This is a genomic window from Rahnella contaminans (assembly GCF_011065485.1).
Lineage (GTDB): Bacteria > Pseudomonadota > Gammaproteobacteria > Enterobacterales > Enterobacteriaceae > Rahnella > Rahnella contaminans.
Map to the genome: position 1 here is coordinate 1 of NZ_JAADJS010000005.1, position 17,504 is coordinate 17,504.

The following is a 17,504-nucleotide window of genomic DNA, read 5'->3' on the forward strand; positions in this document are numbered from 1 at the left end:
CGGCAACAGCGCGGTGGTCCCACCTGACCCCATGCCGAACTCAGAAGTGAAACGCCGTAGCGCCGATGGTAGTGTGGGGTCTCCCCATGCGAGAGTAGGGAACTGCCAGGCATCAAATAAGTGGAAAGCCCTGTACTGACGTACAGGGCTTTTTGCTATGGGAGATTTGGATAAATTTTCAGCCATATCCCTCTATTTTTTCCTCATGTAGTTCCCTTTTTATCACTCATTGCTTTTCGTTTTCTCTGGTATATAACCAGATCGTCTAGATTAATAACCGAAGCTGAAACATTTTCACTTAACGTTTGCAGACTCGACATTTTAGATAAAAACCGTTATCTTCGGCTATCTAGAAGTCTAAACGTATAAATGGATGTAGTGAGGAAGTTGCTATGCCGATCCGGGTCCCAGATGAATTACCAGCCGTAAATTTCCTGCGCAATGAGAATGTTTTTGTGATGACCTCATCACGCGCAAAAACTCAGGAAATTCGTCCTTTGAAAGTGCTGGTACTCAATCTGATGCCAAAGAAAATTGAGACCGAAAATCAGTTTTTACGGCTGCTTTCCAACTCCCCTTTACAGATTGATGTGCAGCTGCTGCGCATTGATAGTCGTGAATCTAAAAATACTCCGGCTGAACACCTGAATAACTTTTACTGTGATTTCGAAGACATCCAGCATGATAACTATGATGGCCTGATTGTCACCGGCGCTCCTTTGGGCTTAGTGGATTTCTGTGATGTTGCCTACTGGCCAGAGATTGAGCGCGTTATCCACTGGGCGAAAGAACACGTCACGTCGACATTGTTCGTGTGTTGGGCGGTGCAGGCTGCGTTAAATGTGCTTTATGATTTGCCGAAGATGACGCGCGAAACCAAGCTTTCAGGCGTTTATCCTCACCAGACATCACAACCGCTGGCTTTGCTGACCCGTGGATTTGATGAAACATTCCTGGCCCCTCATTCGCGCTATGCTGATTTTCCTGCGGACATCCTGCGTCAGCATACGGATCTTGATATTTTCGCTGAATCTGACGAGGCCGGTGCTTATTTGTTCGCAACGAAAGATAAGCGTATGGCCTTCGTTACGGGTCATCCGGAATATGATGCCGGTACGCTGGCCGGAGAATATTTACGTGATGTCGCAGCCGGTTTATCACCTGAAATGCCTTACAATTACTTCCCGCAAGACAATGCAGAGCTAGCGCCTAAAGCGACCTGGCGTAGTCACGGCCATCTGCTGTTTACCAACTGGCTAAACTACTATGTTTATCAGATCACGCCATTCGATCTGCGCCAGATGAATCCAACCCTGGAATAATTCCCTTCATGATTTACAGACGATCCTACGTGATCGTCTGCTTCTGTTTGCCTCCAACGCCTTCCTCTTAAATGACTATCCGATCCTCAGTCTCTAAAAAATCGAAATAGATTCATATTTTTCGATATTTTTTTACGTGTTTAACTCACTGATTAATAGCTGTTAAATCATGCAATAAAAATAAAATGGAAATCGTTTTTGATTTTATGAAAAACCTGATTACGCTTAAATCTATCGGGCAATAAATGACCATCGATAAACCCCCAGAGGATCTTTCCCTGTGGCGCTGGTTTATTTTCTACCGTATCAGCATCTGCTTAGTGAGGCGGTCTGGCAGATTTAAGTCGAAAAATCAGGAGAGTTAGCGATGTCAGAGCAAATTACGCGCAGTCAGCTTAGTTTTACACGCCGTTTTGGTGAAAATGAAACACATATTCTGACTGCAGAAGCAGTGGATTTTTTGTCTGAGCTGGTCATGCGCTTTACCCCGCAGCGTAACCGCTTGATGACAGAACGTGTCGCGGTGCAGAGAAAAATTGATGGCGGTATTTTACCGAATTTTATTTCGGAAACTGATTCCATAAAAAAATCACAGTGGACGATTCGGGGCATTCCGGAGGATTTAAAAGATCGCCGCGTAGAAATCACCGGCCCCGTAGAACGCAAAATGGTGATTAATGCGCTAAATGCCAATGTGAAAGTCTTTATGGCGGATTTTGAAGATTCCCTTGCTCCTGACTGGCAAAAAGTCATCGAAGGGCAGATCAACTTACGTGATGCGGTTAACGGGACGATCAGCTACACCAATGAATCCGGAAAAATTTATCAGCTCAAACCCGACCCGGCCATTCTGATTTGCCGTGTGCGCGGACTGCACTTACCTGAGAAACACGTCACCTGGCAAGGTGAGGCCATTCCCGGTTCTCTGTTCGATTTTGCGTTGTACTTTTTCCACAACTATCGCGCATTGCTGGCGAAAGGCAGTGGCCCTTATTTTTATCTGCCAAAAATGCAGTCATATCATGAAGCTGACTGGTGGAGTCAGGTCTTCAGCTTTGCCGAGGACTACGCCGGATTATCACGTGGCACCATCAAAGCCACCGTTCTCATTGAAACTCTACCTGCCGTATTCCAGATGGACGAAATTCTTTACCACCTGCGCGACCATATCGTCGGGCTTAACTGCGGGCGTTGGGACTATATTTTCAGCTATATCAAAACGTTGAAGAATCATTCTGACCGCGTTTTGCCCGATCGTCAGTCCGTAACGATGACTCAACCTTTCCTCAGTGCTTACTCGCGCCTGCTTATCAAAACCTGTCACCGCCGTGGCGCATTTGCGATGGGCGGCATGGCGGCCTTTATCCCGAGCAAAGATGTTAAACGCAATGAATGGGTGCTGAACAAGGTAAGAACGGACAAAGAACTGGAAGCGACCAACGGGCATGACGGTACCTGGATAGCACATCCGGGGCTGGCTGATACCGTGCTGGAAGTCTTCGATAAAGCGCTCGGTTCCCGCTCCAATCAGCTGGACGTATTACGCGAAGACGATGCAGATATTACTGCGGCACAATTGCTGGAGCCTTGTTCCGGCGAACGTACTGAAGAGGGTATGCGTGCCAACATCCGTGTTGCCGTGCAGTACATCGAAGCGTGGATCTCCGGTAATGGCTGCGTACCCATTTACGGGTTGATGGAAGATGCTGCTACCGCCGAGATTTCCCGAACCTCAATCTGGCAATGGATCCACCACGGCAAAACGCTCAGCGACGGTCAGCTGGTCACCAAGCCTTTGTTCCGCCGCATGCTGAATGAAGAAATGCTGGTGATCCAACAGGAGTTAGGTGAACAACGTTTCAGCGCCGGGCGCTTCACGCAGGCCGCCACATTAATGGAAAAAATTACCACGCAGGATGAGTTAATCGACTTCCTGACCCTGCCGGGCTATCAGCTGCTGGCCTGATTCTTCTTACCCTACACATAAAAAGACCGGAGCATTTGCCATGAAAACAACACGTACTCAGCAAATTCAGCAGCTTGAAGAAACCTGGAATCAGCCACGCTGGAAGGGGATTACCCGCCCTTATACGGCCGCCGAAGTCATCAGCCTGCGCGGCTCGGTGAACCCGGAATGTACTCTGGCTCAGCACGGCGCTGCCCGTCTGTGGAATTTACTGCACGGCGCGTCCCGTAAGGGGTATGTGAATTGCCTGGGCGCGCTCACCGGCGGGCAAGCATTGCAGCAGGCAAAAGCCGGGATTGAGGCGATTTATTTGTCTGGCTGGCAGGTCGCGGCCGATGCCAATACGGCGTCCAGCATGTATCCGGATCAGTCGTTATATCCGGTGAATTCCGTGCCTGAAGTGGTAACGAGGATTAACAACACTTTCCGCCGTGCGGATCAAATCCAGTGGGCGAATAATATTGAGCCCGGTCAGCCCGGTTATACCGACTATTTCCTGCCGATTGTGGCTGACGCTGAAGCCGGTTTTGGCGGCGTACTCAATGCTTTTGAACTGATGAAATCCATGATTGAGGCCGGTGCAGCAGCGGTTCATTTTGAAGACCAGCTTGCCGCTGTTAAAAAGTGCGGGCATATGGGCGGAAAAGTTCTGGTGCCAACACAGGAAGCCGTGCAGAAACTGGTATCCGCGCGGCTTGCCGCCGATGTTCTCGGTGTACCGACGTTGCTGGTGGCGCGTACCGATGCCGATGCCGCTGATTTACTGACGTCCGATTGTGACCCTTATGACAGCCAGTTTATTACCGGCGAAAGAACGCATGAAGGCTTCTACAGAACGCATGCGGGTATCGAGCAGGCCATCAGCCGCGGGCTGGCGTATGCGCCGTACGCTGATGTTGTGTGGTGCGAAACATCAACGCCTGATCTCACTCTGGCCCGGCGTTTTGCCGAGGCCATTCATGCCAAATTCCCGGGCAAACTGCTGGCCTACAACTGTTCGCCATCGTTTAACTGGAAGAAGAATCTGGATGATAAAACGATTGCCACCTTCCAGGAGCAGTTGGCGGCGATGGGCTATCAGTACCAGTTCATCACGCTGGCGGGCATCCACAGTATGTGGTTCAACATGTTCGATCTTGCTCATGCGTATGCGCAGGGCGAAGGGATGAAACATTACGTCGAAAAAGTGCAGGAACCTGAATTTGCGGCGATCGGCCGCGGATACACTTTTGCTTCACATCAGCAGGAAGTGGGCACCGGATATTTCGACAAAGTGACGAACATCATTCAGGGTGGACGCTCATCGGTAACCGCGTTAACCGGTTCGACCGAAGAACAGCAATTCTCCCCGACATCCCACTGATTTGACCCGGCGCAAGCCGGGTTTTTCCCCTGCCGGAGCCGATATTATGCGCATCGAGCTGTTGATTGCTCAGACTATTTTGCAAGGGTTCGATGCACAGTATGGCCGGTTTCTGGAGGTGACCTCGGGCGCGCAACAACGCTTTGAAAATGCCGACTGGCCGGCGGTGCAGGCGGCTATGAAACAGCGAATTCATCTCTACGACCACCATGTCGGATTGGTTGTCTCTCAGCTCAAATGCATTACGGGTCAGCACTTTTACGATGCTGCATTCTTGGTCCGCATAAAAAACTGTTACGCCGGATTGTTGCCTGACTATCCCCGGGCAGAAATCGCCGAAAGTTTCTTTAATTCAGTCTATTGCCGGATTTTTAAACACCGTGAACTCACGGCGGATAAGCTTTTTATTTTTAGCGAACAGCCCATTCACCGGCCACAGTATTGCGCCCGGCCACTCGCCCGGCAATATCCTGTGAAAGGAAATCTGGTCACCACGCTGGGCCGGATTCTTCACGATCTTCCGATGCGTTTAACGTGGGAGAATGCGCCGCGTGATATTGATTACATCAGTACAGCATTGCAGCAAAGATTTCCCGGTGATGCGATATCAGAGGCGGTAATTGAGATCGCCACTGAAGTTTTCTACCGCAATAAAGCGGCGTGGATTATTGGAAAAATCGGGCTGGGTCAGCAGGTTTTCCCGCTGTTATTGCCGGTGCATCAAAGTCATCAGCGCGAATTGTTTGTGGATGCGTGTCTGACAGAGGGAAATGATGCCAGCATCGTTTTCGGCTTCGCGCGTTCCTATTTTATGGTGTACGCCCCGCAACCGGGCGCGCTGGTGGAATGGCTGCGGGAGATATTACCGGCAAAAACGACGGCTGAACTTTACAGCGCGATTGGCTGCCAGAAGCATGCGAAAACCGAATGTTATCGGGAGCATTTACGCTTTATGGCGCAAACCGACGAGTCTTTTATTATTGCGCCGGGCGTCAAAGGTATGGTCATGCTGGTCTTTACCTTGCCCGGAAGTGACCGCGTTTTCAAAGTCATTAAAGACCGTTTCGCCCCGCAAAAGGAGGTGACTGAAGCGCAGGTTATGGCCTGCTACCAGTTGGTCAAAGAGCACGACCGCGTAGGGCGGATGGCCGATACCCAGGAATTTGAACATTTTGTTCTGGCTAAGAAAAATATCAGCCCGGAATTAATGGCAGAGCTACAGCGTGAAGTCCCGGCGAAGATTGAAGATCTGGGCGACAGTATTGCCCTGAAGCATTTGTATATCGAACGGCGTATGACGCCACTGAATTTATATCTGGAACAGGCGGATGATCAGCAGATGCATGACGTTATTGAAGAATACGGTAACGCGATTAAACAACTTGCGGCAGCGAACATTTTTCCTGGAGATATGTTGTTTAAGAATTTTGGCGTGACCCGTCACGGCCGCGTCGTATTTTATGATTACGACGAAATCTGTTACATGACGGAAGTGAATTTCCGCGATATTCCTGAACCGCGTTACCCCGAAGATGAACTGGCCAGCGAGCCCTGGTACAGCATTGCGCCGGGGGATGTTTTTCCTGAAGAATTTCGCCAATTCTTGTGCAGCGACAAGCGCGTCCGGCAGTTCTTCGAAGTGGCACACAATGACCTGTTTTGTGCCGATTACTGGCGCGGTCTGCAAAAGCGGATCCGCGAAGGGCACGTTGAGGACGTCTTCGCATATCGCCGCAGTCAGCGTTTCAGCCGCCGTTAAGTCTTATGCTCCCGCCATCAGTGCGGGAGCAATTCCTCAATTAATGTTTCCCGCCGCCATAAGCCTGCGTAATTTCTTTTGCTGCGTGGATCACCAGCGCGCCCAGTTCTGTCACGCGATCGTCTGTTATCCGTGAAACCGGGCCGGAAATGGAAATCGCGGCGTAAGCGTCGTTATGCTCATCGTAAATGCAGGTCGCCACACAGCGCAGGCCGAGTGCATGTTCTTCATCATCAAAGGCATAACCGCGTTTGCGCGTATCGGCCAGCTCCTGTTTCAGGTTTGCCGGAGACGTTTTGGTCAGCGGTGTGTAGCTGTGTAAACCAATTTTGTGCAGAAGCTTCGCCAGGCGCTCTTCCGGCAGGGTGGAAAGAAATGCCTTACCCGCACCGGAAGCATGCATCGGCAGTTTTCCGCCAATCGGCGCTGACATTCGCATCAGTGCATTACATTGCACCTGATCGATAATGATCGCCTGATAATCACTGTGATCCAGCACTGCCAGATTCACCGTTTCGCCGGACTCCTCCATCAGACGGCGCAGCATCGGGTGCACCATCGCCAGCAAATTACGGCTTTGCAGAAAACTGCTGCCGACCACGAACGCATGCGAGCCGATGGTCCACAGACCCAAATCGCCGACCTGTCGCACAAACCCCTGCTGCTGCATCGTGGTCAGCAAACGGTGAGTGGTGGAATTCGGTAAACCTGCCTGCTGAGCCAGATCCGTCAGTGCAACGCTGCCCTGAGCTTCAGCGATATATTCCAGCAACTTAAGGCCACGCGTGAGGGACTGAACCTGTCCGGTGGCGGCGCTACCTGCTGTTGCAGCGGCTTTTGTTTTCTTAGCACGCTTGGCCGGAGTCAATGTGGACATTGCCATAAGCCTGTTCCTTGTAAGATGCGCCAAAAACTGGCGAAGAAAAATTATTTTTGGAATTGGTTTTCGTTTTTACAGTATGGATCGCAACCTGCCTTTGCGCTCATCCGATGTGTTGCACAGCATTTGCGGGATGCCTTCCTGAATTGAAAAAGTCTCATGTCACCACGGCCTTTTGGCTTCTGAAGGTATGCTAGGATGTTGACCATAATTTCCGGCGTATGAATGAACAATTTGCCGGGTGTGCGTGGTGGGTGATGAGGTGAAAGTGACTAATCGGGTTGAAGCGCTACATAAGCAACTGGCACAGCGCATTTTGGTGCTGGACGGCGGCATGGGAACCATGATCCAGAGCTACCGTCTTGAAGAAGAAGATTATCGCGGCCAGCGCTTTGCCGACTGGGGAAGCGATCTTAAAGGCAATAACGATCTTCTGGTCCTGAGCAAACCCGAAGTGATCATCGAGATCCACAACGGTTATCTTGCCGCTGGCGCAGATATTCTCGAAACCAACACCTTCAACTCCACCACTATTGCGATGGCCGATTACCATATGGAATCGCTCTCGGCTGAAATCAACTATGAAGCCGCCCGGCTGGCGCGTCAGTGCGCCGATGAGTGGACCGCCCGCACACCGGATAAACCGCGCTATGTGGCCGGTGTTTTAGGCCCGACTAACCGCACAGCTTCGATCTCTCCAGACGTTAACGATCCGGCATTTCGTAATGTGTCATTCGATCAACTGGTGGAAGCCTATCGCGAATCGACCCGCGCGCTGATCGAGGGCGGTGCCGATCTCATCATGATCGAAACCGTTTTCGATACGCTCAATGCCAAAGCCGCCACATTTGCGGTTGAAAGCGAATTTGAAACGATGGGCATCGTATTGCCTGTGATGGTTTCCGGCACCATCACGGACGCCTCTGGTCGAACATTATCCGGCCAGACCACGGAAGCTTTTTATAACTCACTGCGCCACGTTAAACCGCTCACTTTCGGCCTGAACTGCGCCCTGGGGCCGGATGAATTACGTCAGTATGTCGCTGAGTTATCGCGTATTGCCGAATGTTATGTCACGGCGCACCCGAACGCCGGTTTGCCTAATGCTTTCGGTGAGTACGATCTGGAAGCCAAAGAAATGGCGGAACACATTGCCGAATGGGCGCGCTCGGGCTTTCTGAATATTGTCGGCGGTTGCTGCGGTACCACGCCTGCACATATTGCGGCGATGGTAAAAGCCGTCGAAGGCGTGCCGCCGCGTGCGGTGCCGTCTATTCCCGTGGCCTGCCGTCTGGCGGGGCTGGAACCTCTGACTATTGATCCGCAGACGCTGTTTGTGAACGTTGGCGAACGTACCAACGTCACCGGTTCTGCGCGATTTAAACGGTTGATTAAAGAAGAGAAGTATTCTGAAGCGCTGGCAGTTGCCCGCCAGCAGGTAGAAAGTGGCGCGCAGATTATCGACATCAACATGGATGAGGGGATGCTCGACGCCGAAGCGGCGATGACGCGTTTTCTCAACCTGATTGCCGGTGAGCCGGATATCGCCCGTGTGCCAATCATGATTGACTCCTCCAAATGGGATGTCATTGAAAAAGGCCTGAAATGCATTCAGGGCAAAGGCATTGTTAACTCCATTTCGATGAAAGAGGGTGAGGAAGCTTTCCTGCATCACGCCCGTATGGTGCGCCGCTACGGGGCAGCCGTAGTCGTCATGGCCTTTGATGAAACCGGACAGGCGGATACCCGCGCCCGTAAAATTGAAATTTGCCGTCGCGCCTACAAATTGCTGACTGAAAAAGTCGGCTTCCCGCCGGAAGATATTATTTTCGACCCGAATATCTTTGCAGTCGCCACCGGGATTGAAGAGCACAACAACTACGCCGTTGATTTCATCGAAGCCTGCGCCGACATCAAAGCCCAGTTACCTCATGCGCTGATTTCCGGCGGTGTCTCCAACGTTTCCTTCTCGTTCCGTGGTAATGAACCGGTGCGCGAAGCTATTCATGCCGTGTTCCTGTATCACGCCATCCGCAACGGCATGGATATGGGGATCGTCAACGCTGGCCAGCTGGCGATTTATGATGACTTACCGGCTGAACTACGCGACGCCGTTGAAGACGTGATCCTCAACCGCCGCGATGATGGTACCGAACGTCTGCTCGAGTTGGCCGAAAAATACCGTGGCAGCAAAGACGATGGCGAAGCGAATAAACAGCAGGCGGAATGGCGCAGCTGGGAAGTTAAAAAACGCCTCGAATACTCGCTGGTGAAAGGCATCACCGAATTTATCGAACTGGATACCGAAGAGTGCCGCCAGCTGGCTGCGCGGCCTATCGAAGTGATTGAAGGTCCGCTGATGGACGGCATGAACGTCGTCGGTGACCTGTTTGGTGCCGGTAAGATGTTCCTGCCGCAGGTGGTGAAATCCGCCCGTGTTATGAAACAGGCTGTGGCATATCTTGAGCCGTACATCGAAGCCAGCAAGGAGAAGGGCCAGACTAACGGTAAAATCCTGCTCGCGACGGTAAAAGGTGACGTGCATGACATCGGCAAAAATATTGTCGGCGTAGTGCTGCAGTGTAATAACTACGAGATTATCGATCTCGGCGTGATGGTGCCGACCGACAAAATTCTGAAAACCGCCATTGAAGAGAACGTCGATATTATCGGACTGTCAGGGCTGATCACGCCCTCACTTGATGAAATGGTTAATGTGGCGAAAGAGATGGAGCGCCGCGGTTTTACCATACCATTACTGATTGGCGGTGCGACGACATCCAAGGCACACACCGCGGTTAAAATCGAACAAAACTACAGCGGCGCGACCTGCTACGTGCAAAACGCTTCGCGTTCAGTCGGCGTGGTGTCTGCTTTGCTGTCAAAAGATCAGCGTGATGCGTTTATCGAACGCACGCGCAAAGAGTACGACACCGTGCGCATCCAGCATGGACGTAAAAAGCCGCGTACACCGCCGGTCAGCCTTGAGGTGGCGCGCGATAACGCCACCACTATCGACTGGGACGATTACACGCCGCCGGTTGCTCATCGCCTCGGCATTCAGAAAGTGGAAGCCAGCATTGAAACGCTGCGCAATTACATCGACTGGACGCCATTCTTCATGACCTGGTCGCTGGCAGGCAAATATCCGCGCATTCTGGAAGACGAAGTGGTCGGTGAAGAAGCGAAGCGCCTGTTCAAAGATGCCAACGATCTGCTCGATAAGCTTTCCGCTGAAAAATTACTGAATCCGCGCGGTGTGGTTGGCCTGTTCCCGGCAAACCGTAAAGGTGATGACATCGAGATTTACGCAGATGAGCGCCGCACGGACGTGCTGGTTGTCAGCCACCATTTGCGTCAGCAAACCGAAAAAACCGATTTCGCGAACTATTGCCTGGCCGATTTTGTCGCACCGAAATCCAGCGGCAAAAAAGATTACATGGGCGCGTTTGCCGTCACAGGCGGGCTGGAAGAAGATGCGCTGGCCGAGGCGTATGACAAGCAGCATGATGATTACAATAAAATTATGATCAAAGCGCTGGCAGACCGTCTGGCCGAAGCGTTCGCGGAATACCTGCATGAGAAAGTGCGTAAGGTCTACTGGGGTTTTGCGCCGACAGAAAACCTGAGCAATGAAGAACTTATCCGCGAAAATTATCAGGGGATCCGCCCGGCTCCGGGTTATCCGGCCTGTCCTGAACACACTGAAAAAGGCCAAATCTGGAAACTGCTGGATGTGGAAGCCAACACGGGTATGCAACTGACTGAATCCTTTGCGATGTGGCCGGGCGCGGCGGTATCCGGCTGGTATTTCAGCCATCCTGACAGCAAATACTTCGCCGTGGCGCAGATTCAGCGCGATCAGGTTGAAGATTACGCCGCGCGCAAAAACATGCCGGTCGCCGAAGTCGAACGCTGGCTCGCGCCAAACTTAGGTTACGACGCCGATTAATTTCCCTGTCATGCTTCCAGCTGACTCTGCGCTGGCGGTTCTCATGAAACCCGGTCACTGACTTCATCAGGTGGCCGGGATTCATATCAATTCACTTCCACATCAATGTGCAGCGCGTCATAACGCCAGTATTCCAGATCGCAGTCGATGACCCGGTCATTTTGGTCCCGGTTGGTGCGCGTGATAAATAACGCGGGGCTGCCGGAGGCAACTTTCAGCGCCTGCGACGCTTCTCTTGTCAGCAGCGTCGGCACCATATCAAACCGTACGCGCCCGTAATGGATATCGTAGCGTGATGCATACAGGTCAGTCAGGGAAGAGGTTAAATCTGCATCAAGAATGCCACTGAAATACAAAGGATTGAGGTAATGCTCCACATAAAGTACCGGGCGCTTGTCGATATAGCGTAACCGGCGGATGCAGATCACATCACTGCCGGAGGGCAGCAATAACTTCTGGCATACCGTATCGCTGGCAACGCAGTGCCTGGCATCAATAACCTGAGTTTCTGCGCTGCGCCCCTGATCTTTCGCCATTGCGTGAAAATGACTTCTTTGCAACGGGTTGTAGACAATGCGCGGAGGAGAAACAAACCAGCCCCGGCGTACTTCACGATAAATCAGCCCCTGCGCTTCCAGATGGCCTAACGCTTCACGCAGCGTAATACGGGTCGTGGAAAACTGTTCACTCAACGCGCGCTCAGAAGGCAACCTTCCTTCGGCAGAAAATGCTCCGGCCGCAATACTTTCGCTCAAAGCCTTGCAGATAACGGCAAGGGTGGTCTGCGATTCATTCATCGGTGAGCAAGCCTCATTTCAGTGCGTTTTTGCACCAACCTGACCCGGAATTGCGTAAATTATGTGCGCTTGTTAACAGCGATAAGCTTAAAACTGCTGCTTTTTCACGCTGACATATAATTATCACAATTGAGCGTTAGATTGGCTTGGTTCTTGCTGGACTAGACCAGCACTTCACACACTACCATCCGGAGCATCCGTTATGAAACAGTTGTTCGCTTCTGTGTTAACCAGCGCGCTTGTCCTCTCCGCTTCACCGGCATTTGCCGCTGAACCTCCTGCTGAACTCCTGAAAGCGGCACAAGCCGAAGGCACGGTGAACAGCGTCGGTATGCCTGATGACTGGGCGAACTGGAAAGAGACCTGGAATGATTTGAGCACCAAATACGGCCTGAAACACAGTGATACCGATATGAGTTCTGCTCAGGAAATCGCGAAATTCCTTGCCGAAAAAGACAATGCCAGTGCGGATATTGGTGATGTGGGTGCTGCATTCGGTCCGGTAGCGGTTCAGAAGGGCGTCACTCAGCCTTATAAACCGACCACCTGGGATCAGGTGCCAGACTGGGCGAAAGATAAAGATGGTATGTGGGCACTCGCTTACACCGGCACTATTGCATTCATCATTGATAAATCTCAGGTGAAAGATGAGCCGCACAGCTGGGCTGATTTGCTCAACAGCAAATACAAAGTCACTATCGGTGATGTCAGCACCGCAGCGCAGGCCGCGAACGGCGTTCTGGCGGCAACGTACGCGATGGGCGGCAATGAAAAGGATCTGAAACCGGGTCTGGAATATTTCGGCAAATTGGCGAAAGCAGGACGTCTGAGCCTGACTAACCCGGTCATCGCTTCTCTGGAAAAAGGTGAAGTGCAGGTGGGTGTGGTCTGGGACTTCAACGGTCTGAGCTATCGCGACAAAATCGACAAAACCCGCTTCGACGTGGTGATCCCTTCTGATGGTTCTATCACCTCGGGTTACACCACCATAATCAACAAATTCGCCAAACACCCGAACGCCGCTAAACTGGCGCGTGAATACATCTTCTCCGATGCCGGTCAGATCAACCTGGCGCGTGGTTATGCCCGCCCAATCCGTGCTGATCACATCACATTGCCAGACGACGTGAAAGCCAAACTGCTGCCATCCAGCGAATACAAAAATGCTCACCCGATTGCCGATCCGGCTGCCTGGGATAAGAGCGCCAAAACCTTGCCTCGCCTGTGGCAGGAAAACGTCATGATCAACATGCAGCAGTAATTTCCTGAATTAAAAAATAGAAAAAACCGGGCAGCGAAAGCATTGATTAATTACAACACCTGCAAGAAAGGCATAAGTGTAATGAAGAGCATTCTGGTAGTACTCGACGGCCTGAATTATCAGGTCGGCAAAGACGCAATGGGTTATTTACAGGCTCAGTGTGCCGCAGGACGCGGCCGCTTGTATCAACTGGAATGCGAACTGCCTTCGCTGTCCCGGCCGCTTTACGAATGCATTCTCACCGGCATCGCGCCGGTGGCGAGTGGTATTGTGCATAACCACGTTGACCGGTTATCCACGCAACGCAGTATTTTCCATTATGCTCGTGAGGCAGGTCTGACGACCGCGGCTGCGGCTTATCACTGGGTCAGTGAATTGTATAACCGCACGCCGTTTGACCCGCCGCGTGACCGGCATACCAGCGATGAGTCTCTGGCCATTCAGCATGGTCATTTTTACTACGACGACGGCTACCCTGATTCGCATCTGTTTGACGATGCTGAAAGCCTGCGTCGTCGGCATGACCCCGATTTCCTGCTGATCCACCCGATGAATATTGATGACGCTGGCCACAAATTTGGCCTGTCGACGCCGCAATACCGCAACAAAGCGCGGACGGCGGACGGCATACTTTCGCGCTATCTGGGTGACTGGCTGGACGCGGGTTATCAGGTCATCGTAACCGCCGACCACGGCATGAACGATGACCGCAGCCATGGCGGTATTTTACCGGAAGAGCGTCAGGTGCCGTTGTTTGTCTTTGGCAGTGCTTTCAGCTTTAAAGATGCCGCACCGCTGCAAACCGAGTTGTGTGGCACTGTTTGTCAGATCCTCAATATTGCCCACGACAAGCCACATTGCGCGGCATTACTGGCCTGAATCCCGTCACTTTTAGAGGATAACCGATGAAAGCTAAGTGGATTGCAGCGCTGTTTATGCTGCCGTTTCTGATTTTTTTCGTCGCGTTCCAGCTGGCGCCGCTGGCCTGGATTGCAGTGAGCAGCTTTTACAGCGAAACCTATGAAGCCTGGGGACTGGGCAATTACAGCGATATTCTGACTTCTCCGTTTTATCTGCAGGCCATGCGCTTCTCGCTGGATATTTCTATCTGGTCGAGTTTATACGGTTTGCTAATCGCGTTAGTGGGCAGTTACTCACTTCGCCAGCTAGGCCCGACAAAGCTGCATGATTTCGTGATGTCGTTTACCAATATGACCAGCAACTTCGCGGGCGTGCCTCTGGCGTTTGCCTTTGTGATTTTGCTCGGCCTGAACGGTTGCCTGACGCTGCTGCTCAGAAAATATGGCCTGATGGAGCATTTCGACCTGTATTCGAAAGACGGGCTGATTGTGCTTTACACCTATTTCCAGATCCCGTTGGGCGTATTGCTGATGTATCCCGCGTTTGATGCCCTGCGCGAAGACTGGCGCGAATCGGCGGCTCTGCTCGGTGCGGGGCGCTGGAGTTACTGGCGTCATATCGGCATACCCGTTTTATTCCCGGCGCTGCTGGGGACTTTCGTGATTTTGCTCGCCAACGCTCTGGGCGCGTATGCCACGGTTTACGCGCTGACCACAGGCAATTTCAACGTCGTGCCGGTACGCATCGCGGCGCTGGTGTCGGGGGATATTTCCCTCGATCCGAATATGGGCAGTGCGCTGGCGATGTTGCTGGTGGTGCTGATGGCGTTTATCACGCTTGTCCATCAGTGGTTATTGCGTAAAAGTTATCTCAGTCAGCGCAGCTGATTGCCGGAAAAAGGAACGTAAGATGTCGCGCTCTGAAGCGATTTACCACCGTGTGGTGATCTGGATTTTACTGATTGTCCTGATGTTGCCGTTGCTGGCGACGCTGGTGTACGCGCTGGTGCTGGAATGGGGCGCGACCATTTTGCCGAGCGGCTTTACGCTGAAATGGCTGGTGGAATTGTGGAGCGATCCGCGTTTTCTGATTGCGCTCTGGCACTCGCTGCTGGTGTGTTTTGGCACACTTTTCCTGTCGCTGGTGCTGATCCTGCCACTAATGTTTGTGATTGCTTACTATTTCCCTAGGCTCGATGCGCTGATGAATATTCTCATTCTGCTGCCGTTTGCCGTGCCGCCGGTGGTGTCATCGGTGGGGCTGATGCAGCTGTATTCTGCTGAGCCGCTGGCGCTGACCGGTACGCCGTGGATCCTGATTGGATGTTACTTCACCATCGCCTTGCCGTTTATCTATCGTGCTATTTCCAACAACATGCAGGCGATCAACCTGCGCGACCTGATGGATGCGGCGCACCTGCTCGGTGCCAGTACCTGGAAAGCCGCGTTGCTGGTGGTGTTACCCAACTTACGTAAAGGCGGAATGATTGCCGTGTTGCTGTCCTTCTCCTTCCTCATCGGGGAATTCGTCTTCGCCAACTTACTGGCGGGCAGCCGTTATGAAACGGTACAGGTTTATCTCTATAACATGCGCAATGGCAGCGGTCATTTCACCAGCGCATTAGTCATCTCGTATTTCATGGTCGTCCTGATTTTCACCTGGGTGGCGAACATGCTGAACAAAGGAAAGAGCTGATTATGTCGTATTTGCAGGTCACTCAACTCAACAAGTCGTACGGTCCGACGCAGATTTTCAATAACATTGATTTCTCGGCACAAGAGGGTGAATTCGTCACGTTGCTGGGGCCAAGCGGCTGCGGAAAATCCACCCTGCTGCGCTGCCTGGCCGGACTGACGTCGGTCGATAGCGGAAAAATTGTGATTCAGGGGCAGGACATTGTGCCCTTACCACCACAGCAGCGCGGGATCGGGATGGTCTTCCAGAGCTACGCGCTGTTCCCGAATATGACGGTCGAAGCCAACGTTGCGTTTGGTTTGAAAATGCAAAAGATACCGGCTTTGGAACTACACCGTCGCGTGGGCGAAGTGCTGGAACTGGTGGAAATGAACGATTACGCCAAACGTTATCCGCATCAGCTTTCCGGCGGTCAGTGTCAGCGTGTGGCGCTGGCGCGTTCGCTGGTGACGCAGCCGCGCCTGTTGTTGCTCGATGAACCGCTTTCCGCGCTTGATGCCCGTATCCGTAAACATCTGCGCGAACAAATCCGCCGTATTCAGCGTGAAATGAACCTGACGGCCATTTTCGTCACGCACGATCAGGAAGAGGCGCTGACCATGTCAGACCGGATTGTGCTGATGAACAAAGGACAAATCGTCCAAAATGCCGATGCCGAAACCTTATATACTGAACCGGTGGATGCGTTCGCAGCGGGCTTTATCGGCAGCTACAACCTGCTGAGTTCTGAACAGGCGATGGCGCTGACAGGCATGACTTACACGGGCCGCGTTGCCATCCGGCCAGAGTCGGTGACGATATGCGAGCTGACTGAGGGCATTCAGGCTAAAATTCTAAGCCACAGCCTGCTGGGCAACGTGGTGCGTTATCGTGTTTTAGCGCACGGTGTTGAGCTTTCTGTGGATGTTTTAAACCGTTCTGTGGCCTCACTTCGCGCCGATGGCAGCGATGTTGGTTTGCAGTTAGATCTTGTTACGTTACGGGAAGTTGCATGAAACTGGCGCTGTTTGATCTCGATGAAACTCTGATTAGCGGCGACTGTTCCAGCTTGTGGTCTGCCTACATGGTAGCGAATGGCTGGGTGGCGGATGAACAGGCTTTCCTGCAACAGGATGCCGCGCTGATGCAACAATATGCCGTGGGTAAAATGGATATGCAGGAGTACATGCGCTGTACTCTCGCACCGCTTACCGGCCGCAGCGAAAGTGACGTCGCAGGCATGGTCGCAAGCTATATTCAGGACGTAATAGCACCGCGTATTTATGCGCAGGCGCGTGAGTGCCTGGCTGCTCACCGCGCACAGGGCGACCGGACGGTCATTATTTCCGCCTCCGGCCAGCATCTGGTGCAGCCGATTGCCCGTTACCTCGGTGTTGAGGAAACGCTGGCGATTGGTGTGGAAATGAAAGACGGGCGCTTTACCGGCGCCACGCAGGGGACGATGACGTACCGCGAAGGCAAAGTGTCGCGTTTACTTGAACTCATCAATCAGGACGATTCCCTGCTGCAACAAGCCAGTTTCTATTCGGATTCCCACAATGATCTGCCCTTACTGACCCGCGTGGGTCAGCCGGTTGCCGTGAATCCCGACGCCATCCTGCTCCGGCACGCCCGGCAGGCAGGATGGCCCGTGTTTTCGTGGAAATAG

General features: G+C 52.4%; 13 protein-coding genes and 1 rRNA gene. 12 read left to right on the forward strand and 2 right to left on the reverse strand.

Going from position 1 to position 17,504, the window contains the following annotated elements:
• The 5 genes from rrf to aceK all read left to right on the forward strand — a co-directional run.
• Window positions 1-111: ribosomal RNA gene (gene rrf, locus GW579_RS19250) — 5S ribosomal RNA — on the forward strand; the annotation flags it as partial.
• Between the two features lie 281 nt (window positions 112-392).
• On the forward strand, window positions 393-1,322 hold the full coding sequence (gene metA / locus GW579_RS19255; protein ID WP_152327455.1) for a homoserine O-acetyltransferase MetA: 930 nt from the start codon (window positions 393-395) through the stop codon (window positions 1,320-1,322).
• 367 nt (window positions 1,323-1,689) lie between these two features.
• Window positions 1,690-3,288: a malate synthase A gene (aceB, locus tag GW579_RS19260; RefSeq protein WP_165061193.1), complete on the forward strand. Its 1,599-nt coding sequence runs from the start codon at window positions 1,690-1,692 to the stop codon at window positions 3,286-3,288.
• A gap of 40 nt (window positions 3,289-3,328) precedes the next feature.
• Window positions 3,329-4,651 (forward strand): isocitrate lyase, encoded by a 1,323-nt coding sequence (aceA, locus tag GW579_RS19265; protein WP_165061196.1) that lies wholly within the window; start codon window positions 3,329-3,331, stop codon window positions 4,649-4,651.
• Window positions 4,652-4,697: 46 nt separating this feature from the next.
• Window positions 4,698-6,410, forward strand: a complete 1,713-nt coding sequence (gene aceK, locus GW579_RS19270; protein ID WP_165061199.1) for a bifunctional isocitrate dehydrogenase kinase/phosphatase — start codon at window positions 4,698-4,700, stop codon at window positions 6,408-6,410.
• A 40-nt stretch (window positions 6,411-6,450) separates the two neighbouring features.
• Here aceK and iclR read toward each other — a convergent pair whose 3' ends face one another.
• The gene (gene iclR / locus GW579_RS19275; protein ID WP_371819832.1) at window positions 6,451-7,293 is read right to left on the reverse strand and encodes a glyoxylate bypass operon transcriptional repressor IclR; all 843 of its coding nucleotides are present in this window, start codon (window positions 7,291-7,293) and stop codon (window positions 6,451-6,453) included.
• A gap of 265 nt (window positions 7,294-7,558) precedes the next feature.
• On the opposite strand from iclR, the gene metH reads away from it, so the two are divergent.
• On the forward strand, window positions 7,559-11,242 hold the full coding sequence (gene metH, locus GW579_RS19280) for a methionine synthase (RefSeq protein WP_420821556.1): 3,684 nt from the start codon (window positions 7,559-7,561) through the stop codon (window positions 11,240-11,242).
• Window positions 11,243-11,328: 86 nt separating this feature from the next.
• Here metH and GW579_RS19285 read toward each other — a convergent pair whose 3' ends face one another.
• The gene (locus GW579_RS19285) at window positions 11,329-12,039 is read right to left on the reverse strand and encodes a UTRA domain-containing protein (protein WP_152327449.1); all 711 of its coding nucleotides are present in this window, start codon (window positions 12,037-12,039) and stop codon (window positions 11,329-11,331) included.
• A 202-nt stretch (window positions 12,040-12,241) separates the two neighbouring features.
• On the opposite strand from GW579_RS19285, the gene GW579_RS19290 reads away from it, so the two are divergent.
• From GW579_RS19290 to GW579_RS19315, 6 genes are all read left to right on the forward strand, one after another.
• Entirely contained in the window at window positions 12,242-13,300 is a 1,059-nt protein-coding gene (locus GW579_RS19290; RefSeq protein WP_152327448.1) for an ABC transporter substrate-binding protein, read from the forward strand.
• Between the two features lie 81 nt (window positions 13,301-13,381).
• Complete coding sequence (locus tag GW579_RS19295; RefSeq protein ID WP_152327447.1) at window positions 13,382-14,179, forward strand: alkaline phosphatase family protein; 798 nt, start codon at window positions 13,382-13,384, stop codon at window positions 14,177-14,179.
• A 26-nt stretch (window positions 14,180-14,205) separates the two neighbouring features.
• Complete coding sequence (locus GW579_RS19300) at window positions 14,206-15,048, forward strand: ABC transporter permease (protein ID WP_152327446.1); 843 nt, start codon at window positions 14,206-14,208, stop codon at window positions 15,046-15,048.
• 22 nt (window positions 15,049-15,070) lie between these two features.
• On the forward strand, window positions 15,071-15,856 hold the full coding sequence (locus GW579_RS19305; protein WP_165061205.1) for an ABC transporter permease: 786 nt from the start codon (window positions 15,071-15,073) through the stop codon (window positions 15,854-15,856).
• Between the two features lie 2 nt (window positions 15,857-15,858).
• Window positions 15,859-16,851, forward strand: a complete 993-nt coding sequence (locus tag GW579_RS19310) for an ABC transporter ATP-binding protein (RefSeq protein ID WP_165061208.1) — start codon at window positions 15,859-15,861, stop codon at window positions 16,849-16,851.
• Window positions 16,848-17,504 (forward strand): HAD family hydrolase, encoded by a 657-nt coding sequence (locus GW579_RS19315; protein ID WP_165061211.1) that lies wholly within the window; start codon window positions 16,848-16,850, stop codon window positions 17,502-17,504. The genes GW579_RS19310 and GW579_RS19315 overlap by 4 nt, the downstream gene beginning before the upstream one ends.